Source organism: Hymenobacter cheonanensis (genome assembly GCF_030581075.1).
In the GTDB taxonomy this organism is placed as follows: Bacteria; Bacteroidota; Bacteroidia; order Cytophagales; family Hymenobacteraceae; genus Hymenobacter.
Genome location: NZ_JAUQSW010000004.1, coordinates 243235 through 265654, shown reverse-complemented (window position 1 = coordinate 265654; position 22420 = coordinate 243235). Strand labels below are relative to the sequence as shown.

Here is a 22420-nt window from a genome sequence, read left to right as displayed (position 1 = left end):
CATTGGTTATGCAACTGGCTTAGCGCGCTGCTGCCCGAAGCTCAGGAATCGTTGCGCAGTGCGTAGTAGCGGCTGGCCCTGCACCCACACGGCCTCAAACTGCCGGGGCAGGGCTAGCCCCTGCACGGGCACCACTTCGAGTAGGCCCGCCGCCAGCTCGCGCTTCAGGGCCTGGCGCGATACGAAGCCGAGCGCCGCTGGCGCCGCTTCGAGGTAACTCTTAATGGCCTCAGTACTATCGAGGTAAAACGCTACCTGCAACTCGCTGAGCTTGATTTTGCGCTCGCGCAGGGCCATTTCCAGCACTTCGAGGGTGCCCGAGCCGCGCTCGCGCAGCACCAGAGGGCTAGCCAGGGCCTCGGCCAGCGGCACGGGCCGGGCGGGCGGGCCGGCGGGCGTGGCCCGGCGCACGGCCACCAGCTCATCGGGCAGCAACAATTCGTAGTGCAGGTCGCGGCTTTTGGTGCGGCCTTCTACAAAGCCCAAATCCAGCTCGCCGCGCAGCAGCGCCTCGGCAATGCGCTCGCTATTAGCGCTCAGCAAGCTGAGCTGCACCTGCGGGTAGCGCGCCTGGAAGGCGGGCAGCCAGGCCGGCAGCACGTATTGGCTGAGCGTGGTGCTGGCGCCCAGGCGCAGGCGGCCGGCGGCCTCCTCGGGGTCGCGCAGGCCTAGCAACTGCGCTTCGAGCTGCTGGGCAGCGGCGGCCACGGTCTCGGCGTGGGCGTGCAGCAGGCGGCCGGCCTCAGTGAGGCTCACGCGGTTGCCGCGCCGCTCCAGCAGGCGCTGGCCGTACTGCGCCTCCAGCTCGCGGATATGCTTGGTGACGGCCGGCTGGCTCACAAACAGCTCTTGCCCGGCCTTGGTGAAGCTGAGGTGCCGGGCCACGGCGGCAAATACGCGCAGGCGAAAATCAGACATGCCGGCAAAGGTCGGGCGCGATGCGCCGCGCCGCCTAGTGGGCGCGCAGGGAGCCTGTTAACCCAAGGCTGAGCCACCCGCTGGCTAGGGTGGCTGCCTGCTTCGTCGGCAAAAAAGCCGCCTTTATCGGCACAGCCAGCGCGTTGTGAGGCGCGGCGCAGCTTTGGCAAGCTCCTTGTATTTAGCTGGGTACCCGGAGCCAGCGCGGCCGCGCTTCCTGCTTTTCTCCTCTTTTTTCTGCTTACTAGTTTCTCAATTCTTATTATGAAAAAGTCCCTGCTTCTGCTGGCCGCCCTGGCCTTTACCACCGCCAGCTTTGCCCAGACTACGCCTGCTGCCACCACTACCCAGCTGCCTACCCACCGCGTGCACCGCATGGGCAAGGGCGAGCACAAAACGCCCGAGCAGCGTGCCGAGCACCGCACGGCCATGCTCACCAAAAAACTGAGCCTGAGCGCCGACCAGCAGGCCAAAGTGCACCAGATAATGCTGGCCCAGGCCCAGGAAGGCCAGGCCCTCAAAGCCAAATACCCGGCCAAGGAGCAGCGCCAGGCCCTGCACCAGGAAATGAAGGCCGGCCACGCCAAGTACCAGGCCCAGCTGCAAGGCGTGCTCAGCGCCGACCAGTACGGCAAGCTCGCAGCTATGAAAAAGGAGCATCATCATCATGGCGAGCACGGCGACAAGCAGAAGGCCAAAAGCTAGCTTTTGTCTCCTCTGCCTGCCCCAAAGCCCCGGCCCTACGGCCGGGGCTTTTTGCGGCTCGGCGCAGCCCAGCGAACTACGGGGGCTAGCCCGATGTTGAGGCGGCTCGTTATATTTGACCCTGTCACCTACCCCGGCAGCCCGATAATCAGGCGTTTAGCTCATCCGCTGCCACCGTACCCCAATGCCCTTACCCAGTAGTAGCACCCCTGCGGTGCAAATTCAACAGTTTTACGATAAAGGCCTGGCCCACGCCTCCTACGCCATTCGGGCGGGCCGGCAGGTGGCCGTTATCGACCCCGGCCGCGACCCGCAGCCCTACTACGACTTTGCCGACGAGCACGACGCCCAGATTGTGGCCGTGATTGAGACGCACCCCCACGCCGACTTTGTGAGCAGCCACCTGGAAATAGCCCAGGAAACCGATGCCACTATCTATTGCAGCAAGCTCACCGGCGCCCGCTACCCCCACAAAAATTTCGACGACGGCGACCGCATCAAGCTCGGCAATGTGGAACTGCACGCCCTGAATACCCCCGGCCACTCGCCCGACAGCATCAGCGTGCTGCTCATGGATGAAGCCGCCCAGACCCGCGCCGTATTCACGGGCGACACGCTGTTTGTGGGCGACGTGGGCCGGCCCGACCTGCGCGAGGCCGAGGCCGCCGGCGGCCACGCCCGCGAGGCGCTGGCCGCCCAGCTCTACACCAGCTTGCGCCAGAAGCTGATGGCGCTGCCGCCCGCCACGCGCGTGTACCCGGCCCACGGCCCCGGCTCGCTCTGCGGCAAAACCACCAGCCCCGACCTCGACAGTACCATTGCCAAGGAGCTGGCCACCAACTACGCGCTGCAACCCATGTCGGAGCTTGAGTTTGTGAAAGTGCTGCTCGAAGACCAGCCATTTATGCCCAAATACTTTGGGCACGACGTGCAGCTTAATAAGCAGGGCGCGCCCAATTTTGAGGACAGCATCCGGGCGGTGCCACGCCTGCACGCCGGCACGCCGCTAGCCCCCGGCGTGCTTGTTATCGACACCCGGCCGGCGGCTAAGTTCCGCGCCGGCCACCTGCCGGGCGCTATCAACCTGCAGGATGGCGGCAAGTTTGAAACCTGGCTAGGGTCGGTGGTGGGGCCGCAAGAGAAATTCTACCTGCTCGCCGACACCCAGATTCAGCTCGACGCCGTGATTCGCAAAGCCGCCAAAATTGGCTACGAGGGCAATATCAAGGGCGCTCTGCTGGCCCCCGCCACCCAGCCCGCCACCAGCCCTACCGTGGAGGTAGCCGCCGTGCGCCAGTACCCCGAGGAGTTCACCATCGTGGACATCCGCAACCGCACCGAGGCCCACGACCCGCTGTTTCCCAACGCCTTGCTCATTCCGCTGCCCGAGCTGCGCGAGCGCGTAGGCGAGATTCCGACCGACAAGCCGGTGCTGGTGCACTGCGCCGGCGGCTATCGCTCGGCGGCCGGGGCTAGCATCATCGAGGCCGCCCGGCCGGGTGTAGAAGTGCTGGATTTAGGTGAGGCGGTGACGGAGTTTGCGCCGGTGTCGGCGTGAGAGCACTGCTCTTTATCATCTTGATGATGGCTAGCCGGATGGCCTGGGCGCAGGTCGCCCGGCCGTGGCCGCGCAATGCAGCCACTGGCAAAATTGAATTCGTTGGCCGCTTGCCGTGGCCCGATAGTATTCGCACCGAGGCGCAACGGCAGCGACTGGTGCGGCGCTGGTACCGGCGAACCTTAACTAATGATTCTCCGGAAACAATACGGAGTTTTATTCAGTCAAGCGGCACCACATATGGTGGTATACCGAAAGAGAGCTGCTACCGGGTGCGTATTATGAATGCTGATGAAGAGCAATTCAGCCTCTTCTTCAACCTTACGCTTACGCCAGATGCTAGCGGCTTGGCTTACCGCTTTTTTGACTTTGAGTACGGTTATTTTGGCTACGATGCTGGTGGTAGTGATTCGCTGGAAAGCATACTGATGTCAGAGTATACGCCCCAAAATATTACAGAATCGTTTCGCGAGCAACTGATAACAGCCACCAAAGGCTGGTAAGCGCCCGCTAGCCTACTAGCGGCGCCTCATTTCGTGTAGCACAAACCGCAGTTTGTATACCGCCGCCCGCTAGCCCCGGCAGGACCTTTGTGGGGCCAGGCCTGTTGTACCCAGCAGATACCCCCTAGCCTCACTCCTATGTCACTTACCGATTTTCGCACGCTGGGCCGCTCGGGCTTGGTAGTCAGCCCGCTGTCCTTGGGCACCATGACGTTTGGCACCGCCCGCTGGGGCTCGCCCGATGAGGTGTCGCAGGCTATTTTCAATGCCTACGTGGATGCGGGCGGCAACTTCGTGGACACGGCCGACGTGTATGCCGGCGGGCGTAGCGAAGAGCTGCTGGGCGGCTACCTGGCCGAGCGGAAGCTGCGCGACAAGCTGGTGCTAGCCACCAAGTTTGGCTTCAGCGCCGAGGCCGGCAACCCCAATGCCAGCGGCAACGGCCGCAAGCAGATTTACCGTGCCCTTGAAGGCTCGCTGCGCCGCCTCAAAACCGACTACGTGGACCTGTATTGGCTGCACGTGTGGGACACCGTGACGCCCGTGGAGGAAGTGCTGCAAACCCTCGGCGACCTCGTGCGGGCCGGCAAAATCCGCTACTTCGGCTTTTCCGATATGCCGGCCTGGTATACTACTAAGGCGGCCACGCTGGCCGCCGCGCACGGCGTGCCCGGCCCCATTGCCATGCAGCTCGCCTACTCGCTGGTCGAGCGCAATATCGAGCACGAGTACGTGCCCGCCGCCCGCGAATGTGGCCTGGGGCTAGCCCCGTGGAGCCCGTTGGCCGCCGGCTTTCTGGCCGGCAAGTACCAGCGCGCCAAAGGTGGCGCTACCGGCGAAGGCCGCCTCAGCGGCCCTAACCCCTTCGGCAACACGCTGTTTACTGACCGCAACTGGCGTATTCTGGAGGCCCTGCGGCCGGTAGCCGCGCAGCTGGAGCGCCCGCTGGCGCAGGTGGCGCTGGCCTGGGTGCTGGCCCAGCCCGGCGTGAGCGCGCCCATTGTAGGGGCTAGCCGGGTCGAGCAGCTGCACGACAGCATCGCGGCGCTCGACATTCAGCTTTCGCCCGAGCAACTGCGGGCGCTGGATGAGGCTAGCGCGCCGGAGACGGTGTTTCCCTACGGCATTTTTTCGCCGGCCGGCAATAAGAGCGTGTTTGGCGGCGCTACGGTGCGAGGCTGGCGTGGGTGAGGGCGCGTTTTGTATTGCAAAAGCGCGGGTTTGTATAGGCGCAGCCTTAGGGGCTAGCCGGACCTTTGCAGAGGAATTATTTTTCGCATAACCCCTCACAAGCAATACCTTATGAGCACTATCAAGAAAGTACCGCTGGGTAGCCAGGGCCTGCAAGTTTCGGTAGAAGGCCTGGGCTGCATGGGCATGACCGGCGGCATCAACGGCATGAGCGTGTATGGCGAGGCCGACGAAGCCGAAAGCCTGGCTACCCTGCACCGCGCCCTGGATCTGGGCGTGGACATGCTGGATACGGCCGACCTCTACGGCCCGATGAAAAACGAGCGCCTGGTAGCCAAAGTGCTGACTGGCCAGCGCGACAAGTTCACGGTAGCCACCAAATTCGGCTTCGAAGTGGATGACAACGAGCAGTGGACCGGCGGCTACAACGGCCGGCCCGAGTACGTGCGCAAGAGCATCGAGCGCTCGCTCAAAAACCTGGGCACCGACTACGTGGACCTCTACTACCTGCACCGCGTAGACCCCGCCACGCCTATCGAAGAAACCGTGGGCGCCATGAGCCGCCTTGTAGAGGAAGGCAAGGTGCGCTACCTCGGCCTGAGCGAGGTGCCCGCCGACACCCTGCGCCGCGCCCACGCCGTGCACCCCATCTCGGCCCTCGAAAGCGAATACTCGCTCTTCGACCGGCGGGTGGAGGACGAAGGCATCCTTGCGGCAGCGCGCGAGCTGGGCATTGGCTTCGTGGCATATTCGCCGCTGGGGCGGGGCTTTTTGTCGGGCGATATCAAGACGCCCGACGACTTCGAGGCCAACGACTCGCGCCGCTGGTTTCCGCGCTACCAGGGCGAAAACTTCTACAAGAACCTGGAGTTGGTAGAGAAGCTCAAGGCCCAGGCCACCGCCAAGGGCGTGACGCCCGCGCAGCTGGCCCTGGCCTGGGTGCTGGCCCAGGAGGTAGTCGTAATTCCGGGCACCAAGCGCCGCAAGTACTTGGAAGCCAACGTGGCCGCTGCCGCTCTTGTCCTTACCCCAGCTGAGCTGGCGGAATTGGATGCTATTATGCCGGTGGGCAGCGCCGCAGGCGCCGCGTACCCAGCAGGGTTTTAGGGCCGGCTATTTGCCGGTTTTATCTGTTAATCAGTTGGTAGGTGCGTGCATCGGGTTAGATAGCCTCGTTCAACGATTAACCTCACCCCCGGCCCCTCTCCTTGGGGAGAGGGGAGCCTGACGACTGCGGCCTTTTGCTCGCGGTCGGCTCCCCTCTCCCAAGGAGAGGGGCCGGGGGTGAGGTGATGCGCTAGGGCGACCAGCTGTATCACCCCGACAATTCCGCCACTTTTATTCTCCGCTATGAAACAGTCATCCAAAGAGTTTCGCACCCTGGCCACGGTGTCAGACTTCACGCAACACTTCGGCTTTCCGCCGCCGGTGCACCCGCTGCTCACGGTTATCGACCTCAGGCACTCGCTGCACCACACGCCCCCTAGCGGGCCGGCGCTGCGGCAGCTCTACATTATCGCTCTGAAAAAGAATCTGAAAGGCCGCATTCAGTACGGGCACCGGGCCTACGATTTCAGTGAGGGCGTGCTGGCATTTTATGCGCCGGGACAACTGTGCGAAAACAACGACTCGATTGATACCTCGGAGCTAAGCGGCTGGCTGCTCGTCTTTCACCCCGACCTGCTGCACAAGTACCCCCTAGCCAAGAAGCTGGCGGGCTACACCTACTTTTCGTACCAAGTGCACGAGGCGCTGCACCTCTCGGGCCGGGAAGAAAGCCTGCTCGACGGCGTGGTGGACGGCCTGCGGCGCGAGTGCGAGCAGCCCATCGACAGCTTCAGCCAGGATGTGCTGGTGTCGCAGCTCGAAGTATTGCTCAACTACGCTAACCGCTTCTACCACCGGCAGTTCCTGACGCGGCGGCCGGCCGAGCACGACCTGCTCAGCCGCTTCGAGGCGCTGCTGACCGGCTACTTTGCCCAGGGCGAAAGCCAGCCCCTGCCCACGGTGCAGTACTTCGCCGATGCGCTGCATGTGTCGCCGGCCTACCTCAGCGACATGCTGCGCTCGCTCACGGGCCAGAATACCCAGCAGCACATTCACCACGCCCTTATCGAAAAGGCGAAGAGCCTGCTGCTCAGCACGTCGCTGACTATTAATGAAACGGCTTTTCAGCTCGGCTTCGAGTATCCTCAGTATTTCAGCCGGCTGTTCAAGAACAAAACGGGCCTCACGCCGGCCGCCTACCGCTTTTCGGCGCAGTAGGGCCTAGCCGCGCACCAGCCGGTCGGTGCGCCACACGGGCAGAATATCGGGGTGGGTATCGACGTGCATGCAAAACGTGAAATCGTCGTGCGCCTCCAGGGCATTGAGGCGGCGCACGGCGGCCGATTGCAGCAGGTATTCGGGCCAGGTGGGCTTGGCGTGCTGCCACAGGTGCAGGGCCGCCAGCCCAGCATCAGAAGAGGCTATGTCGAAGCCCAGCGGAGCTAGCCGCTCGGCCAGCGCGCCGCCGAAGATGCTGTCTTCGAGGCAGAAGCTGCCCTTCCAGCCGGCGCACACTACCAGCACGTCGCGCTGCTGCGCCACTACGAAGTCGACTACCGCGCTCAGGTTGAGGAATGCGCCGCACACAATGGCCTCGGCCGTGAGCGAGCGGTGCAGGGCCATAGTGCCGTTGGTGGTGCTGATGGCCAGCGCCCGGCCCTTCACTGCCAGCTTGCCATCGAGAAAGCCGAAGGGCGAATTGCCCAAGTCGAAGCCGGCGGCGGCCACGCCATCGCGCTCGGCCGCCGTAATGCAGCCTTGGTCGCGGCCCAGCGCGGCGCACTCGTCGAGGGTAGCCGTGGGGAAAACCTCCGTAACGCCCGCCGCCAGGGCCGTGACGATGGTGCTGGTGGCGCGCAGCACGTCCACGATAACGGCCACCCGGCCGCGCAGGTCATAGAGCGGCAGCAGCTCGGGCGAAAAGCAAACGTCGAGTTTCATGCTTGTACTAGTCGTTACACTAAGTCATTGTCATTGCGAGCGCAGCGAAGCAATCGCACCGGAACGGAACCCACGCGGCTCGTTCTGATGCGATTGCTTCGCTGCGCTCGCAATGACAGTCGGTTATGATTGGCAAACAATAAAGACTACACTTCCTCGGTGCCGGGCACCAGCGGCAGCTTGGCCACGGTGGCGGGCAGATTTTTGCCGCGCACCTGCACAAAAATCTGGGTGCCGGGGCTAGCCAGCTCGGTTTTCACGTAGCCCAGGCCGATGCCTTTGCTGAGGCTCGGCGACTGCCCGCCGCTCGTAACTTCGCCAATGGCCTGGCCCGCGGCATCGACCAGCGGGTAGTGCGCGCGGGGCAGGCCGCCGGGGCCATCCATTACGAAGCCCACGAGCTTGCGCGTTACGCCGGCGGCTTTCTGGGCTTTCAGTGCCTCGCTGTTGGTGAAGTCTTTGGTGAACTTGGTAATCCAGCCCAGGCCGGCTTCGAGGGGCGAGGTGGTGTCGTCAATGTCGTTGCCGTAGAGGCAGTAGCCCATTTCGAGGCGCAGCGTGTCGCGCGCCCCTAGCCCGATGGGCTTGAGGTCGAAGGGCTGGCCGGCTTCCATAATTTTGTTCCACACATCAGCGGCGTGCTCATTGGGAATATACAACTCGAAGCCGCCCGCCCCGGTGTAGCCCGTGGCCGAGATAATGACGTTGGGCGCGCCCGCAAACGTGCCCTGCACGAAGCTATAGTACGGAATGCTGGCCAGGTCTACCTCAGTGAGCGAGGCTAACGCCTGGGCGGCCTTAGGGCCCTGCACGGCAAAGAGGCTGAGCTGGTCGGAAACATTTTCCATCTCGGCGCCCTCGGTGTTGTGCTGTTGCAGCCAGTTCCAGTCTTTCTCAATGTTAGAAGCATTGACTACCAAGAAGTAATCTTCCTCCCCTAGCATGTACACCAGCAGGTCGTCGACGATGCCGCCGGTGGCGTTGGGCAGGCACGAGTACTGCGCCTTGCCGGGTTGCAGCTTGCTGGCGTCGTTGCTGGTGGTGCGCTGAATGAGCGCGAGCGCCTGCGGGCCGCGCACCCGAAACTCGCCCATGTGCGACACGTCGAAGATGCCCACCCCGCGCCGCACGGTGTGGTGCTCTTCCAGGTCGGAGGAGTAGCGCACGGGCATGGCATAGCCGGCAAAGGGAACAATCTTGGCGCCTAGCTGCTGGTGGGTATCGTGCAGGGCAACGGTTTTGAGCGGGGTAGCTTCCATGAAAAACAAAGGGATGGGCAAGGCCAGCCGACCCGGCTAGGCACCCGCAAAGCTACTTCGCACCCGCGCAACGCGGCGTTACGTAAGGCTTACCTTTGCCCCATGAGCCCCGAAGCTATCAAGCAGGATTTTGAGTCTGCCCTCGTCAAGCATTTTTCCTTCAAGGCCCGGCTACGCTCTTTTTTGCACGGCAACGGCAACGAGGAAGGCCCCCTGCGCGACGCCGACCAGTGCGGCCTGGGCCAGTGGATAACCGAGCGCCGCCAGGGGGCCTACCGCCACCTGCCCGAGATGCGCGAGCTGGACCTCAAGCACCGCCTCATTCACCAGCAGGCCAACCGGCTCATGGATTTGCACCTCTCGAGCCGCCGCGAGGAGGCCCTGGCGGGCTTTGGCGAAGTGCAGGTGCTGGCCGATTACATCCTGGAGCTGCTGCAAACTATGGAGGCCAAACTGCGTACTGCGCAAGCGTGACGACGCCTGCCTGCCATGAAAATTAACCTTACTACCAAGCTTTTTGCTGGATTTTTACTGCTGCTGGGCTTATTTGCCGCCGTGGTAGTGGTTAATTACCGCCTCGCGGGCCAGGTGCTGCGCAACTCGCAGCGCGTGGAAGCTTCCCAGCGCACCTCGGCCGACGGGGCCACGCTGCTGCGCAGCATTATTGATATGGAAACCGGCTTTCGGGGCTACCTGCTGCTAGGCAATGAGCAGCTGCTGGAGCCCTACTACCACGGCGAGCGCGACCTGCTGCACCGCTTCAATACCCTGCGCGATGAGCTGGCCGCCGAGCCCACCCAGCGCCAGCGCCTCGATACCACCCAGCACCGCTACCGCCAGTGGGCCACCTACACCCACCTGATGATAAGCGAGAAGCGCGCTGCCCACCAGCGCATTGCGCAGCAGCAGGGGCTAGTAGGTATGCCCCACGCCAGCCTGGCCGAGGGCCTCGCCGGCAAGCAGATAATGGACGCCATCCGGTATCAGATGGCGGAGTTTGACAAGGTGGAGAACGCCAACCGCCAAGCGCAGCGCCAGCGCCTGGCCGACAGCATCTCGCGGGCCCAGAAGCTCTCGGGCCTCATTACGGGGCTGGCGCTGGTGTTTGGCCTGCTGTGGGCCGTGTACATGGTGCGGCTGCTGGCCCGCCGCCTGCGCGGCATGATAGCCATGGCCCGCCGCCTGGCCGACGGCGATTACAAAACCCAGCTTGTCGATACCGAGCACGATGAAATATCCGAGCTGACGACCGCGCTCAACACGATGGCCCGCACCATCGACCAGAATATCAGCCAGCTGGAGGGCCGCAACCAGGAGCTAGACCAGTTTGCCTACGTGGTGTCGCATGACCTGAAGGCGCCCTTGCGGGGCATCGAAAGCGCCTCGCGCTGGATTGAGGAAGACATGGGCAAGGACTCGCTGCCGCCCCACATCCGCGAGTTTCTGGCCCTGATGCGGCAGCGCGTGCACCGCATGGAAAACCTCATTACCGGCATTCTGGCCCTGGCTAGGGTGGGCAAGGTAGCCGAGGCCAACGAGGCCGTATTCGTGCGCCAGCTGCTGCGCGAAATCACCGACACGGTGGGCCTGCCCGAGGGCATGCACCTGGAGCTGCCCTTCTTCCTGCCCACGCTGCCCACCAACCGCACCCAGCTGCAACAGGTTTTTACCAACCTGATTTCCAACGCTATAAAGTATCACGACCACCCGAGCACCGGCACCATCCGCATTGGCTGCGAGGACATGAGCGACGCCTTCTACCGCTTCTCGGTGCAGGACGATGGCCCGGGCATCGCGCCCGAGTACCACGAGCGCATTTTCATCATTTTCCAGACCCTGGTAGAGCGCGACGCCCTCGAAAGCACCGGCGTGGGGCTAGCCATTGTTAAAAAAATAGTGGAGCGCCAGGGCGGCCGCATCTGGGTAGAGTCGGCCGAGGGCGAGGGCGCCACGTTCTTTTTCACCTGGCCCAAGAAGCCCGCTGCCAAGCCCGCCTCTACGAGCCAGCAGGCCGTGCCGGCCGCCCAGCTGGTGGCGGCGGCCAAATAACGCCCCTCGCATCTTTTCCTATTTTGTCTCGTTAGTTAAGCCTGCCTATACCGGCTCCGTCTGCTTTTTTCGCTATGTCTCCCCTTTCTTCCCCCGCCTCGCCCAGCATTCTTCTCGTCGAAGACGACCAGATGGATGTGATGAACGTGCAGCGGGAACTGCGCAAGCAAAATATCGCCGTGCCGCTTATCCACGCCAAAAATGGCCGCGAGGCGCTGAACCTGCTGCGGGGCGAAAACGGTGAAACCAAAATAGCCCGCCCCAGCCTAGTGATGCTCGACCTGAACATGCCGCGCCTCAACGGCCTGGAGCTGCTCAAAATCCTGCGCGACGACCCCGAATTCAGTGACCTCAACGTGTTCATTATGACCACGTCGGACCTCGACGTGGACCGCTCGGGCGCCAGCACGCTGGGCGTGAGCGGCTACATCATCAAGCCGCTTACCTTCGACTCGTTTGGCGGCGAGGGCGGTGGCACGGTCGATGGCTTCAGCCTGTTTCTGGATTTGCTGAAGCTGAAAGACAGCCAGTAAGCCCTAGTACTCAAGCCGGAAGGTGGGCCGGTGGTGCGGACTAGGGCCATGCTCGCGCAGCGCCGCCCGGTGGGCGGCCGTGGGGTAGCCCGCGTTTTGGGCCCAGCCATACTGCGGGTATTCCTGGGCCAGCGCCAGCAGGTGCTCATCCCGGAAAGTCTTGGCCAGGATGGAAGCCGCCGCAATGTGGCGGTAGCGGCCATCGCCGCCCACTACGCAGGTGTGCGGCAGGCCGGGGTAGGGCCGGAAGCGGTTGCCATCGACCAGCAGGTGCGTGGCCGGCACCGCCAGGGCCGCCACGGCCCGGTGCATGGCCAGGTAGCTCGCCTGGGCAATATTGATGGCCGCAATTTCGGCGGTAGAGGCCTCGCCCACGGCCCAGGCCACGGCCTCGGCGCAGATGAGGGCGCGCAGCGCCTCGCGGCGGCGGGCCGTCAGCTGCTTGGAATCGTTGAGAAAAGGTGGATTGAAATCGGGCGGCAGGATGACGGCGGCGGCAAACACCGGCCCGGCCAGGCAGCCGCGCCCGGCCTCGTCGAGGCCCGCCTCGTGCGGGTGGCCGGTGCGGGTGGCCAGCAGACTGAGCATCGGCGTTTTCGTCTTGGGAGGGCTAGCAAGGGGCATACGGCAAGGCAGCCCACGGCCATAAACCGGGCTGGGGCTGGCCCCAAAGGTCGGAACGGCCGGGCCAGCCCCCCTACGCTAAAAGTGCAGCGCCTGCAAAAAGAACACCTGCCGCTCGGCGCCCCGGTCAACCTTAATGCGCTGGAAGCCGCTGGCGATAAAGGTATTATCGCCCCAGGGCAGCAGGTCGGGCTGGCTCACATCGAGCACTTTTTCGACCTGGGCGCTGGCGCTGGTAAGCAGGTCTACCTTGGTATCGTTGGGGCTGGCCTCGCTCTGGTTGATGCGCTTATAGTGCAGCTCGTTATCGAGCAGGTAAGCCAGCACGAGGTGGCCGTTGGCCAGCGTCAGGGGCTGCACGGCCTCCTCCAGGCCCGAGCGCACCAGGCCGGGGCCCACTACAAAGTTGTTGTCCCACAGCAGGTTGCCCCGCTTATCGAAGCCGCACACCAGCACGTGGGTGGTGCGGAAGCCCACAAAAGCGCGGTTAGAGCCATAGTTGTTGTAAGGGGCATAGCCGCCAAACGCGCTGTACGAGTTGTGCCCCGTTACCGCGTACGGGCTCAGCGGCAGCCCGTTGTAGGGCGAGTAGCTGTACTGGGGCGTGTACACCTCGGCCACGAGCGTGTAGCCGCCGTCGGGCTGGCGCAGCATCTCGTGCAGCAGCAGGTGGTAGTGCCATTGCAGAGGGCTAGCCTCGCGGGCCTCGCGCCGGGCGGCGCGGCCGCGCAGTTTGGCCTCGCGGGTGGGGTTGAGGTAGTCGAAGAAGTGCCGGAAGCGCTTGAAATCGTAGAAGCGCAGTGCCGGGCGGCCCGTGGCCGTGGTGGCAGTGGCGCGCGGCGTGAGGTCGGTAGCAAAAAGGCCTTGGGCGTAGTGCAGGTCGCGCAGGCCGTAGGTGCCGGCCAGCAGGCGGGCGGCGGTATCCTCGGGCGGGCTAAGCTGGGCCGTGAGCAAGCTGCGCTCGCTCTCGGTTTGCACAAATTCGGAGCTTAGCAGCTGGCCCTGGTCGGCCGAGAGACGCTTGAGCTGCAGGCGCTGCTTGCGGCCATTGCTTTGGCTGAGCACAAACTCGGCCCGGCCGGCGGGGCGGTCGGCCACGCTGGTAAGCTCGGTATCGAGCGGCTCGTAGAGGGAAGGCAAAAACTGAAACTGCCCATTAGCCACGTTCAGCAGCAGCACCGTCTGGTGCTGCTGGTCGGCAAGGGTCACATTCACCAGGAGCCGGCCGGCCATTGCCTTCAGGCCCACCACCTGGCGGCACAGCTTGGTATCGAAGGGCTGCACGCGCAGCTGGCCGCCGTGCGCATCGTAGGCCACGGCCAGCAGCTTGCCGGCGGTTTCGGGGGCCCGAAACAGCGCGTACACAATGCCCGGCTCGGCGCACAGGCGCTGCATCTCAAACTCGGGCGGAATGTCGACGGGCACCTCGCGGCGCAGGTGCAGGTCGGCGCCGTATTGCTGAAACACGTAGTGCGCCCGGTGGCGCAGGCCCGGCTCTTCGTGCCGGATGAGCAGCACCACGGCCGTGTCGGCGGGCAGGGTCTGCACCTGCACCTCATCAAAGGTGGGGTCGAGCACCAGCTCGGTGCGGGCTGCCTGCACGGGCGCATCGGCCGGGGGCGGCGGGGGGGTACGCTGGGCCCACAGCCCTAGCGGCAGCAGGCAGCACCAAAAAGCGAAGAAGTGTTTCATAGCTAGCCTCGCAACGCAGCCCGGGCGCAATTAGTTAGGGGGCTTGTGTACGAAGATACCTTTTTTTCGCAGCTTTGGCAACCCCCTCTCCCACCCTTTTTGGCCAGAGCGCGCTAGCCCTCGGCCAGGGCCAGAATGAGGTCAAATTCTTCGGGCCGCACCGGCGTGACGGACAGCCGCGACTGCCGCAGCAGGCCCAGCTGCGCCAGCCGGGCCTCGGCCTTGAGGGCGGCCAGCGGCACGGGGCGGGCTAGCGGCGCATGGGGCCGCAGGTGCACGGCCACCCAGGGGCTGCCGGCTTCGGCGGTGGCATCGGGGGCATGGGCGGCGTGCACGAGGGCCACGCCCACCACGGCCTTTTCGCTTACGCTGTGGTAGAACAGAGCCAGGTCGCCGGGCTGCATGGCTTGCAGGTTGTTGCGGGCCTGGTAATTGCGCACGCCGGTCCAGTCGGTGCCGCCATCGCGCACAAAGTCGGCCCAGGAGTACGCTTCGGGTTCAGATTTAACGAGCCAGTGGTTCATGCCCGCAAAGGTCGGGCTGCGGGTACCGATGGCCCTAGCGGCATGGCCACGCGCTTCGCCCCACCAGACGGGGGCATTCGCATACGCGCGCCAGCCATTCAGCTAGCCTCACTGGCCGATGGCCTGGCCCTCAATATATTAGCGCTTGCTCTGATTATCCTTTTGCTGCCAACCAGCTATGAAACAGCTTTTATTCGGAGGTTTATGCCTGGCCCTGGCGCTGCTCGTAGCAGCGGGCTCGCGGGTTGCCGGTGCCGGCCGGCAGCCGTCGGCCTTGCTGGGGGTCTTCAAGCCCCTCATTCCGCGGACCTGGGACAGCACGGCGCTGGCCGCCGCCGAGCTGCCGCTAGCCACCGCCAAGGCCTCGCCCCGGCACGTGCCGGCTGCCTACTACTACCAGCTGCCCGAGCGCATCGCCTACAAGAACTACCCGGTATACGCCCCCGGCCGCGAGCCCAAGGGCTACCTGGAGTGGCTTAAAAAACAGGAGCCGCAGGTGGTATTTGACCCCCAAACGCTTCATACCGAAGCGGATTGGATAAAGGCCGGCGAGCTGCTGTTTGAGCTGCCCATCGACGTGGATGGGGCGGTGATTACCCTGGACAACGTGCGCGACCCGGCTTTTTACGCCGCTACCAAAATGCCCGTTACCAAGGACGGCATCATGCCCTACGCCCGCTACGTGGTGGCCTCAACGGGCAAGGTGCTGCTCGGCAACCTCTCGTGCGCCATGTGCCACACCCGCGTCGAAAAAAACGGGCTGGTGCTGAAAGGCGCCCAGGGCAATTTTCCGGGCGATGCCGCCACGGCTTGGAATATTCGCCACGACCCTAACTTTCCAGAGCCGGCCGTGCAGTACGTCACCGGCACGCTGTTCGACGCGCCGTTTGTACCCGGCGACCCCAATTCGCGCCTCAGCCGCCAGCCCAAGGAGCAAATTGCGCAGGCTTTTGATGCCTTGCCGCCCGGCACCAACGGCCGGCAGGGCACCAGCATTCTGTTTCCGCCCTCGGTGCCCGACCTTATTGGGGTGAAGGACCGCCTGTATCTCGACCACGGCGGCCTGGCCCGGCACCGGGGCATCGGCGACATGATGCGCTACATCGCCATCAACCAAGCCCTGGATTTTATGGCTAGCTACGACGGCTACATCCCGGCCGGCACCAAGCACCAAACCCTGCCCCCGGCCGGCAAAGCCACTTTTTCGGGCACCTTCGACCGCTACAGCGAGGCGCAACTCTATGCCCTGGCCAGGTACGTGTACTCGCTCAGGCCGCCCACCAACCCCAATCGGCCCACGGCCCTCAGCCAGCGCGGCAGCCAGATTTTTATCAAGCAGGGCTGCGTAAGCTGCCACACGCCGCCGCTCTATACCAACAACATGCTCACGCCCGCCGATGGCTTTGAGGTGCCCGACGAACACCGGCAGAAGTACGATATTTTTGAGATATCCATTGGTACCGACCCTAGCTACACCCTCAAAACCCGGCGCGGCACCGGCTACTACAAAGTGCCCTCGCTACGTGGCGTGTGGTACCGGGGGCCATTTTTGCACGACGGCTCGCTGGCTAGCCTCGACGATATGCTGGACCCGCGGCGCCTGCGCGACGACTACGTGCCCACCGGCTTTCGGGGCGCGGGCGTGGCTACCCGCGCCGTGCGTGGCCACGAGTTTGGGCTGGAGCTAGCCCCGCCTGACCGCGCCGCCCTGCTAGCCTTTCTCAAAACACTATGATGCTCAGCTTCTTACTTGCGCTCAGTTGGTTTACCAGCCTGCTAGCCAGCCCCCTGGCCGGCGGGCGCCAGGGCCAGGAGGACGCAATCCATTTTCAGATTGTGAATGCCGGGCTCACGGTTGATGGCTCGCTGACGGGCCTCACCGCCACGGGGCAGTTCGACCCGGCACACCTGGAGCAAGCCAGCGTGCGGGCGTCGGTGCCGGTCGGCACTATTCAAACGGGCATTGTCTTGCGCGACAAGCACTTGCAAAAGCCTGATTATTTTGACGCCGAGAAGTACCCCACCATTACCATGCAGTCCATTGCCTTCCGAAAAACGGGCGGCGAACAGTACGAAGGCACCTTTACACTGACCATGAAAGGTATTTCGCACGAAGTCAAACTACCCTTCACGGTGTCGCCCACGCATGAATTGCAAGGGCAGTTCCGCATCAACCGGCTGGATTATAATCTGGGAAAATCCAGCCTCATCCTGGCCAATGAGGTGCTTATCACCGTCAAAACCCGGCTAGGGGCTTCCTGATTGCGGACGTGCTAGGGGTTGCGGATAATTTCGACGGCGGGCCGCTCGTTGAGGCGGCGCAGGCGCAATATTCCCTGCTTATAATCAAGCACTTCCAGCTCATAATCGGGAGCGGCGGGCTCCAGCTCGGGCAGGTGAATGAGCAGGCGGCCAGTAGTAGTTTCAGTCCAGGTGCCTTCCTGGGCCACCAGCCCGCCGCCGGGGGCCACGTCGTAGCGCACAAAGCGCTGGGCCGGCCCCAGCCGGAAGCCCGGCCGCCCACCCGGCCGGTATTTGAAGCGGTAGGTGTTGCGGCGGTAGCAAAGGGTATCGGCGTGGCTGGCCTCGGGCACGAGCAGCCAGGTGCCGCGCAGGGCGGCCAGGCGGCCGGCGGGCAGCTCGGCGGGGTGGTCGGGGTGGCAGGCGGCGGCCAGCAGCACAAGGCCCATCAGCCCGCCCAATCGTGTAGCAGAAACCATAAGGCGTAAGTGTACGACAATTTGGGCATCCCGCCCATTGCCGGGGCCGTACTTTTGGGCGGTGGCTGGCTAGGGCTGGCGGGGCAGGTAGCCCCGCGGCCAGCCCGGTCGCCGGGCCTGGCCCGGCTTAGCTGCCCCCTGCCCCACTTCCCACATGGACAACCGCGCCCTCATCAAAGCCTTCCGGCTCACGGCCCAGCTGCTAGAGCTACACGACGAAAACGCCTTCAAAATCAGGGCCTACGAAGGCACCGCCACGGCCCTGGAGCAGCTGGAGTTTACGGTAGCCGAAGTCGAACGGCCTGGCCTGCCCGACCGCACCGGCCTGAGCAAAACCCAGGCCGCCAAGGTGGCCGAGCTGCTCGACACCGGCACCTTCAAGGAGCTGCAAGAGCTGCTCGACAAAACGCCCCCCGGCGTGGTAGAGCTGCTGAATATCAAGGGCATCGGCCCTAAAAAAGTGCGTGCGCTATGGCGCGACGCCGGCATCGAAAGCCCCGAGCAGCTGCGCGAAGCCGCCGAGGCCGGGCTAGTAGCCAAGCTTAAAGGCTTCGGGGCCAAAACCCAGGAAAGCATCCTGGCCGCGCTGGCCTTCACTGACCAGAGCGCGGGCAAACTGCTGTTTTCGCAAGCCGAGCAATTGGCCAACGACCTCGCCGCCCGCCTGCGCCCACTGCCCGGCGTGGCCGATGTAGCCGCCACCGGCGAGGTGCGCCGCGCCCTCGAAATAGTAGACACCATCGAGCTGCTCGTGGCTAGCCCCGACCCGGCGCCCGTGCATGCCCTGCTGAATGCGGCCCCCGGCCTGCGACCCAATGTGTTGCGCTCGGGCCCCTTCGCCTGGCGCGGCACCGTGGCTGAATCGGGCGTGGCCGTGGCCGTGCGCGTGGTGGCAGTTGATGATTTTGTCAATCAGCTATTTGTGAGCACCGGCAACGAGGCGCACCTGGGCGCCACCTTGCCTTCGGCCGGCCCCGGGCAGCCCGCTAGCCTGCGCCAGTGGGCCAAGCGCGAGCGCTTTGCCAGCGAGGAAGCACTCTATGAGAAAGCCGGCCTGCAATACGTGGTACCCGAACTGCGCGAGGGCCTGGGCGAAATAGAACTGGCCGCCGAGCACAAAATTCCGCGCCTGCTGGAAGACAGCGACTTGCGCGGCTCGCTGCACAACCACAGCACCTACTCGGACGGCAGCCACTCGCTGCGCCAGATGGCTACTTTTCTGCGCGATGCGGGCTACGAGTACCTCGGCATCTGCGACCACTCGCAGGCGGCGCACTACGCCCAGGGCCTGGGCCCCGAGCGCGTGCGCCAGCAGCAGCGCGAAATTGACGAGCTGAACCAGGAGCTAGCCCCGTTCCGCATTTTCAAGGGTATCGAAGCTGATATTCTGGGCGATGGCAGCCTGGACTACGACGCGGAACTGCGCGACTCGTTCGATTTTATCGTGGCCAGCATCCACTCCAACCTGAAGATGGATGAAGCCCGCGCTACCGAGCGGCTGCTGGCCGCCATTGCCAACCCGCACACTACCATGCTGGGCCACCCTACCGGCCGCCTGCTACTGCGCCGGGCCGGCTACCCCATTGATTTTAAAGCGGTTATTGATGCCTGCGCCGAGCACCAGGTCATCATCGAAATCAACGCCAACCCCTGGCGGCTCGACCTCGACTGGCGCTGGGTGCGCTACGCCATCAGCCAGGGCGTGCAGCTCAGCATCAACCCCGACGCCCACCACACCGATGGCTACGCCGATATGCGCTACGGCGTGCTGGCCGGCCGCAAAGGCATGCTAACCAAGGAGATGACTTTCAACACGAAGTCCGTAGACGAGGCGGCAGCGTATTTCGCGGCGCGCAAACAACGTTAGAAGTTAAAAATCGTCATGCAGCGCGCAGCGAAGCATCTCGCTCGCAACCGTTAGGATACTAATCCTATACTACTGCAAGCGAGATGCTTCGCTGCGCGCTGCATGACGGTTGTAGTCTTAAACGAATGAAAATCCTGGTTCTGCGCTTTTCTTCCATAGGCGATATTGTGCTGACTACCCCGGTGGTGCGGCAGCTGAAAACCCAGCTGCCGGGCGCCCAGGTGCACTTTGCCACCAAGCCGGCCTTCGCCAAGCTTTTCGAGGCTAGCCCCTACGTGGATAAGCTGCACCTGCTGAGCGGCAGCCTGGGCGAACTGGTGCGCGAGCTGCGCGCCGAGCGGTTCGACTTCATCGTGGATTTGCATAACAACCTGCGCACCAGCCTTATTCGCCTGCAACTCCCGGGCGTGCCGGGCCGCGCCTTCGACAAGCTGAACTGGCAGAAATACTTGTTGGTGCGTTTCAAAGTCAACCAATTGCCGCCGGTGCACATCGTGGAGCGCTACCGGGCGGCCGCCGCGCCGCTCGGCGTCCGCGATGATGGCAAGGGGCTCGATTATTTCATTCCGGCCAGCCAGGAAGTGGACCTGGCCGCCGAGCTGCCGGCCGGCTTCCGGCCCTGGGAATACGTGGCGGTGGCCATCGGGGCGCAGCACGCCACCAAGCGTCTCCCCGTGGAGAAACTCATCGAGCTGGTTACTAACCTGGCGCCGCGCCCGGTGGTGCTGCTAGGCGGCCCCGAGGACGAAAGCACCGGCCACGTAATTCAGCTGGCGGCTACTTCGCTCATTTTCAACGGCTGCGGGCAGTTTTCGCTGCATCAGTCAGCTTCGCTGCTGCGGCAGGCGCAGTTTGTGGTCAGCCACGATACGGGGCTCATGCACATTGCCTCGGCCTTCAAAAAGGAGATTTACAGCGTGTGGGGCAACACGGTGCCGCAATTCGGCATGTACCCCTACCGCACCAAGTTTGAGGCGCTCGAAGTACTAGGGCTGCCCTGCCGGCCGTGCTCCAAAATCGGCTTTGGGCAGTGCCCACAGGGGCATTTCAAGTGCATGCGCGAGCAAAACCTGGCGCGCGAGTGGCCTAGCTGACAATCAGTTACTTCCAGTCGCCCGCGCCCTTACTGCTCTCCGGCTTCACCAATCGAAATTCTACCCGCCGGTTGATGCGGGCATCGGCCTCGGTCAGCTCGTCTTTGAGGGGCTTGCTGGAGCCGTAGCCGAAGCTCTCGATGCGGTTGGGGCCTAGCTTGCCCTTGCGCTCGATGTAGCGCCGGATTTCCTCGGCGCGGTCCTGCGAGAGCTTTTCGTTTACCTCGGGGTCGCCGCGCCCATCGGTGTGGCCGGCAATGTTGAGCTTGTAGGTAGGGTGGTCGACCAGAAAGAGCGTGATGCGGTCGAGGGTGGGCTGCATGGCGGGCGAAATATTCGACTTATTTGCCTCAAATTCAATATTTTTGAAGATGAGCGGCAGCTTGTAGTCGATGCTCGTGGTGAGCATCGTCATCACGGTATCGCCTTTCAACTCAAACTTTTTTTCGACCGAAAACGCATCGGGGCTTTGAATAAGCATGGCGTAGTGCGAGCCCTCCATCAGCTCAAAATCGAACGAGCCGTCGGCCCGCAAGTACTTGCTAGCCACCTCAATGCCATTATCGAGGTCGATAATGCTAACCATGCCTTTGAGCGGCCGGCTGCTCACCGAGTCGAGCAGGGTGCCGGCTACCTGGGTAGTGGCCAGCGGCTGGGCCTCCATGGGCAGCGGGAAGGAATAGAGGTCGAGGTTATTGAGGTCCTTTTCCTCGGAGCGGGCGTAGTAGAGGTTTTTGCTCTGGCTGTCGATGGTGAAGTAATATTCTGACCCTTTGCCATTTACGAGCGGCCCGATGTTACGCGGCTCCTGCCAGCGGCCTTTCACGCGGTACGTTTTGTAGATGTCGAAGTCACCAAAATTCAGCAGCTGGCCCCGCGAGCTGAAGTACAGCACCTGGTAGAGCGGGTGAAAAAACGGGCTTACCTCGCTCTCGCGGGTGTTCACCACGGGGCCCATATTCAGGGCGCGGCCCCACTGGCCGTTTTTGCCCTTCACGGTGTAGTAGATGTCGCTGAGGCCGAAGCCCCCTAGCCGGTCGGAGGCGAAATACAGCGTATCCTCCTTGGGCGAGAGCGTGGGCTGCGAATCCCAGGCCACGGAATTGACGAGCGGGCCCAGGCTCTTGGGCGTGCTCCACTTGCCGTCTTTGCCGAGGCTGGCGGTGTAGAGGTCGCAGTTGCCGTGGCAGGTGGGGCACTCGCAGCGGGCGAAGAAAATCGTCTTGCCATCGTGCGAGAAGCACGCCGAGCCCTCGTTGTACTGCGAATTTATCGGCTTGGGCAGCGGCTGGGCGTCGGTCCAGAAATTCTCGCCTTCCTTGTGCGACACGTACAAATCTTCCTGCTCGCGGGTGCGCACGCCCTTGCCCAGCGGGCGCTTCGAGCTGAACAGCAGCACGGTATCGGCAGCGCCCAGGGCGGGGCCGTAATCGGGGTACTTCGAGTTCACGGCGTCGCCCATGCTGGTGTACACATTTTTGGGCGGGTGAAAGGTGTTGACGCTCTTGCGGTACTCCACCACGTCGTAATACACCTTGAGCGGCACGTAGAGAATGGCCGTTTTCTCCTCCAGCGAGTCGTAGTAGAGCTGCACGCGCCGCACGTCGGTGCGGTGGTGCTTGAGGGCTAGCCGAAAATACGCCTTGGCCAGCTCCTGCTGGGTGCTATCGCGCTGCAATAGCTGCCCCAGATGCCAGAGCAGGTCGGTGTTGCGGTAAAAATTCTCGATGCCAAACTGGCCGACGTACTGCGTGAGCAGCGCGCGCGCCTCGGCGTAGCGGTGGCGGCGCTCGGCCCGCTGAATGGCCTTGAGCGCCTTCTTATCCTCGAAAAAGGCAATTCGGTTGACATTTGGAAAATCGGGTGTGCCGTCGGCGTGCAGGCGCAGGCGGCGCGTCACGCGGCCCTTCAGCGCCCGCTGCTGGTAGGCTGGCTTTGGCGGGCTGGCGGGCCGCGTGGCAGGCCCCGCAGCAGCTTTGCCAGGCTTGACAGCCGGGCGCGGCGTACGCTGGGCCAGCCCCGGCCGGGCCACGCCCACCACCAGCAGCCAGCTGCTCAAAAGACAAAGAAGTAGCGAGAAGCGCATTGGCTGGGCAGTGGGAACGGAACGGGCCTGCAAGTTCTCACACAATAGCCAGTATTAGCAAATTGCTATGCCGGCCCGGCCGGGGGCCGTAGCTTTGGCGGCCCCGGCC

General features: G+C 63.6%; 21 protein-coding genes. 13 read left to right on the top strand and 8 right to left on the bottom strand.

The features are described 5' to 3' along the window. Positions 1–6: 6 nt before the first annotated feature. On the bottom strand, positions 7–918 hold the full coding sequence (locus Q5H89_RS09925) for a LysR substrate-binding domain-containing protein (protein ID WP_305019149.1): 912 nt from the start codon (positions 916–918) through the stop codon (positions 7–9). 264 nt (positions 919–1182) lie between these two features. Between Q5H89_RS09925 and Q5H89_RS09920 the strand changes: the two genes are divergently transcribed. The 6 genes from Q5H89_RS09920 to Q5H89_RS09895 all read left to right on the top strand — a co-directional run bounded on the left by Q5H89_RS09920 (position 1183) and on the right by Q5H89_RS09895 (position 7140). Beyond that, positions 1183–1623: a hypothetical protein gene (locus Q5H89_RS09920; RefSeq protein WP_305019148.1), complete on the top strand. Its 441-nt coding sequence runs from the start codon at positions 1183–1185 to the stop codon at positions 1621–1623. Positions 1624–1837: 214 nt separating this feature from the next. Next, positions 1838–3181 carry an MBL fold metallo-hydrolase gene (locus tag Q5H89_RS09915; protein WP_305019147.1) on the top strand — a complete coding sequence of 448 codons (1344 nt, stop codon included), beginning with the start codon at positions 1838–1840 and terminating at the stop codon, positions 3179–3181. Next, the gene (locus Q5H89_RS09910; RefSeq protein WP_305019146.1) at positions 3178–3684 is read left to right on the top strand and encodes a hypothetical protein; all 507 of its coding nucleotides are present in this window, start codon (positions 3178–3180) and stop codon (positions 3682–3684) included. Before Q5H89_RS09915 ends, Q5H89_RS09910 begins: the two co-directional genes overlap by 4 nt. A gap of 138 nt (positions 3685–3822) precedes the next feature. Beyond that, complete coding sequence (locus Q5H89_RS09905; RefSeq protein WP_305019145.1) at positions 3823–4875, top strand: aldo/keto reductase; 1053 nt, start codon at positions 3823–3825, stop codon at positions 4873–4875. A gap of 111 nt (positions 4876–4986) precedes the next feature. Continuing rightward, complete coding sequence (locus Q5H89_RS09900; RefSeq protein WP_305019144.1) at positions 4987–5982, top strand: aldo/keto reductase; 996 nt, start codon at positions 4987–4989, stop codon at positions 5980–5982. A 243-nt stretch (positions 5983–6225) separates the two neighbouring features. Continuing rightward, on the top strand, positions 6226–7140 hold the full coding sequence (locus Q5H89_RS09895; protein WP_305019143.1) for a helix-turn-helix domain-containing protein: 915 nt from the start codon (positions 6226–6228) through the stop codon (positions 7138–7140). A 3-nt stretch (positions 7141–7143) separates the two neighbouring features. On the opposite strand, the gene Q5H89_RS09890 is transcribed toward Q5H89_RS09895, so the two are convergent. Beyond that, positions 7144–7863 carry a 2-phosphosulfolactate phosphatase gene (locus tag Q5H89_RS09890; RefSeq protein WP_305019142.1) on the bottom strand — a complete coding sequence of 240 codons (720 nt, stop codon included), beginning with the start codon at positions 7861–7863 and terminating at the stop codon, positions 7144–7146. Positions 7864–8009: 146 nt separating this feature from the next. Beyond that, entirely contained in the window at positions 8010–9122 is a 1113-nt protein-coding gene (gene gcvT, locus Q5H89_RS09885; RefSeq protein WP_305019141.1) for a glycine cleavage system aminomethyltransferase GcvT, read from the bottom strand. 102 nt (positions 9123–9224) lie between these two features. On the opposite strand from gcvT, the gene Q5H89_RS09880 reads away from it, so the two are divergent. The 3 genes from Q5H89_RS09880 to Q5H89_RS09870 all read left to right on the top strand — a co-directional run bounded on the left by Q5H89_RS09880 (position 9225) and on the right by Q5H89_RS09870 (position 11704). Continuing rightward, positions 9225–9596 (top strand): CZB domain-containing protein, encoded by a 372-nt coding sequence (locus tag Q5H89_RS09880; RefSeq protein ID WP_305019140.1) that lies wholly within the window; start codon positions 9225–9227, stop codon positions 9594–9596. A 15-nt stretch (positions 9597–9611) separates the two neighbouring features. Continuing rightward, positions 9612–11171 (top strand): sensor histidine kinase, encoded by a 1560-nt coding sequence (locus tag Q5H89_RS09875; protein WP_305019139.1) that lies wholly within the window; start codon positions 9612–9614, stop codon positions 11169–11171. A gap of 74 nt (positions 11172–11245) precedes the next feature. Next, positions 11246–11704: a response regulator gene (locus tag Q5H89_RS09870; RefSeq protein WP_305019138.1), complete on the top strand. Its 459-nt coding sequence runs from the start codon at positions 11246–11248 to the stop codon at positions 11702–11704. Between the two features lie 3 nt (positions 11705–11707). On the opposite strand, the gene Q5H89_RS09865 is transcribed toward Q5H89_RS09870, so the two are convergent. The 3 genes from Q5H89_RS09865 to Q5H89_RS09855 form a co-directional block, all read right to left on the bottom strand. Beyond that, positions 11708–12292 carry a ribonuclease HII gene (locus Q5H89_RS09865; protein WP_305019345.1) on the bottom strand — a complete coding sequence of 195 codons (585 nt, stop codon included), beginning with the start codon at positions 12290–12292 and terminating at the stop codon, positions 11708–11710. Between the two features lie 114 nt (positions 12293–12406). Then, complete coding sequence (locus Q5H89_RS09860; protein WP_305019137.1) at positions 12407–14020, bottom strand: hypothetical protein; 1614 nt, start codon at positions 14018–14020, stop codon at positions 12407–12409. Positions 14021–14133: 113 nt separating this feature from the next. After that, positions 14134–14544 (bottom strand): EVE domain-containing protein, encoded by a 411-nt coding sequence (locus Q5H89_RS09855; RefSeq protein WP_305019136.1) that lies wholly within the window; start codon positions 14542–14544, stop codon positions 14134–14136. A gap of 178 nt (positions 14545–14722) precedes the next feature. On the opposite strand from Q5H89_RS09855, the gene Q5H89_RS09850 reads away from it, so the two are divergent. Both Q5H89_RS09850 and Q5H89_RS09845 read left to right on the top strand, forming a co-directional pair. Then, positions 14723–16279 carry a hypothetical protein gene (locus Q5H89_RS09850; RefSeq protein WP_305019135.1) on the top strand — a complete coding sequence of 519 codons (1557 nt, stop codon included), beginning with the start codon at positions 14723–14725 and terminating at the stop codon, positions 16277–16279. Further along, a complete protein-coding gene (locus tag Q5H89_RS09845; protein ID WP_305019134.1) occupies positions 16276–16806 on the top strand; it encodes a YceI family protein in 531 nt (176 codons plus the stop codon). The genes Q5H89_RS09850 and Q5H89_RS09845 overlap by 4 nt, the downstream gene beginning before the upstream one ends. Positions 16807–16817: 11 nt before the next feature. Here the strand turns inward: Q5H89_RS09845 and Q5H89_RS09840 are convergent, their stop codons facing one another. Further along, on the bottom strand, positions 16818–17264 hold the full coding sequence (locus Q5H89_RS09840) for a hypothetical protein (RefSeq protein WP_305019133.1): 447 nt from the start codon (positions 17262–17264) through the stop codon (positions 16818–16820). A 154-nt stretch (positions 17265–17418) separates the two neighbouring features. Between Q5H89_RS09840 and Q5H89_RS09835 the strand changes: the two genes are divergently transcribed. Beyond that, on the top strand, positions 17419–19131 hold the full coding sequence (locus Q5H89_RS09835) for a helix-hairpin-helix domain-containing protein (RefSeq protein ID WP_305019132.1): 1713 nt from the start codon (positions 17419–17421) through the stop codon (positions 19129–19131). Between the two features lie 125 nt (positions 19132–19256). Then, the gene (locus tag Q5H89_RS09830; protein ID WP_305019131.1) at positions 19257–20225 is read left to right on the top strand and encodes a glycosyltransferase family 9 protein; all 969 of its coding nucleotides are present in this window, start codon (positions 19257–19259) and stop codon (positions 20223–20225) included. 7 nt (positions 20226–20232) lie between these two features. Here the strand turns inward: Q5H89_RS09830 and Q5H89_RS09825 are convergent, their stop codons facing one another. Next, complete coding sequence (locus Q5H89_RS09825) at positions 20233–22284, bottom strand: OmpA family protein (RefSeq protein ID WP_305019130.1); 2052 nt, start codon at positions 22282–22284, stop codon at positions 20233–20235. Positions 22285–22420 lie beyond the last annotated feature (136 nt).

Coding starts and splice junctions, on each gene's coding strand:
- Q5H89_RS09830 (WP_305019131.1), top strand. CDS start 19,257: ATGAAAATCCTGGTTCTGCGCTTTTCTTCCATAGGCGATATTGTGCTG.
- Q5H89_RS09900 (WP_305019144.1), top strand. CDS start 4,987: ATGAGCACTATCAAGAAAGTACCGCTGGGTAGCCAGGGCCTGCAAGTT.
- Q5H89_RS09870 (WP_305019138.1), top strand. CDS start 11,246: ATGTCTCCCCTTTCTTCCCCCGCCTCGCCCAGCATTCTTCTCGTCGAA.
- Q5H89_RS09880 (WP_305019140.1), top strand. CDS start 9,225: ATGAGCCCCGAAGCTATCAAGCAGGATTTTGAGTCTGCCCTCGTCAAG.
- Q5H89_RS09875 (WP_305019139.1), top strand. CDS start 9,612: ATGAAAATTAACCTTACTACCAAGCTTTTTGCTGGATTTTTACTGCTG.
- Q5H89_RS09850 (WP_305019135.1), top strand. CDS start 14,723: ATGAAACAGCTTTTATTCGGAGGTTTATGCCTGGCCCTGGCGCTGCTC.
- Q5H89_RS09835 (WP_305019132.1), top strand. CDS start 17,419: ATGGACAACCGCGCCCTCATCAAAGCCTTCCGGCTCACGGCCCAGCTG.
- gcvT (WP_305019141.1), bottom strand. CDS start 9,122: ATGGAAGCTACCCCGCTCAAAACCGTTGCCCTGCACGATACCCACCAG.
- Q5H89_RS09925 (WP_305019149.1), bottom strand. CDS start 918: ATGTCTGATTTTCGCCTGCGCGTATTTGCCGCCGTGGCCCGGCACCTC.
- Q5H89_RS09865 (WP_305019345.1), bottom strand. CDS start 12,292: ATGCTCAGTCTGCTGGCCACCCGCACCGGCCACCCGCACGAGGCGGGC.
- Q5H89_RS09840 (WP_305019133.1), bottom strand. CDS start 17,264: ATGGTTTCTGCTACACGATTGGGCGGGCTGATGGGCCTTGTGCTGCTG.
- Q5H89_RS09920 (WP_305019148.1), top strand. CDS start 1,183: ATGAAAAAGTCCCTGCTTCTGCTGGCCGCCCTGGCCTTTACCACCGCC.
- Q5H89_RS09860 (WP_305019137.1), bottom strand. CDS start 14,020: ATGAAACACTTCTTCGCTTTTTGGTGCTGCCTGCTGCCGCTAGGGCTG.
- Q5H89_RS09890 (WP_305019142.1), bottom strand. CDS start 7,863: ATGAAACTCGACGTTTGCTTTTCGCCCGAGCTGCTGCCGCTCTATGAC.
- Q5H89_RS09905 (WP_305019145.1), top strand. CDS start 3,823: ATGTCACTTACCGATTTTCGCACGCTGGGCCGCTCGGGCTTGGTAGTC.
- Q5H89_RS09895 (WP_305019143.1), top strand. CDS start 6,226: ATGAAACAGTCATCCAAAGAGTTTCGCACCCTGGCCACGGTGTCAGAC.
- Q5H89_RS09845 (WP_305019134.1), top strand. CDS start 16,276: ATGATGCTCAGCTTCTTACTTGCGCTCAGTTGGTTTACCAGCCTGCTA.
- Q5H89_RS09855 (WP_305019136.1), bottom strand. CDS start 14,544: ATGAACCACTGGCTCGTTAAATCTGAACCCGAAGCGTACTCCTGGGCC.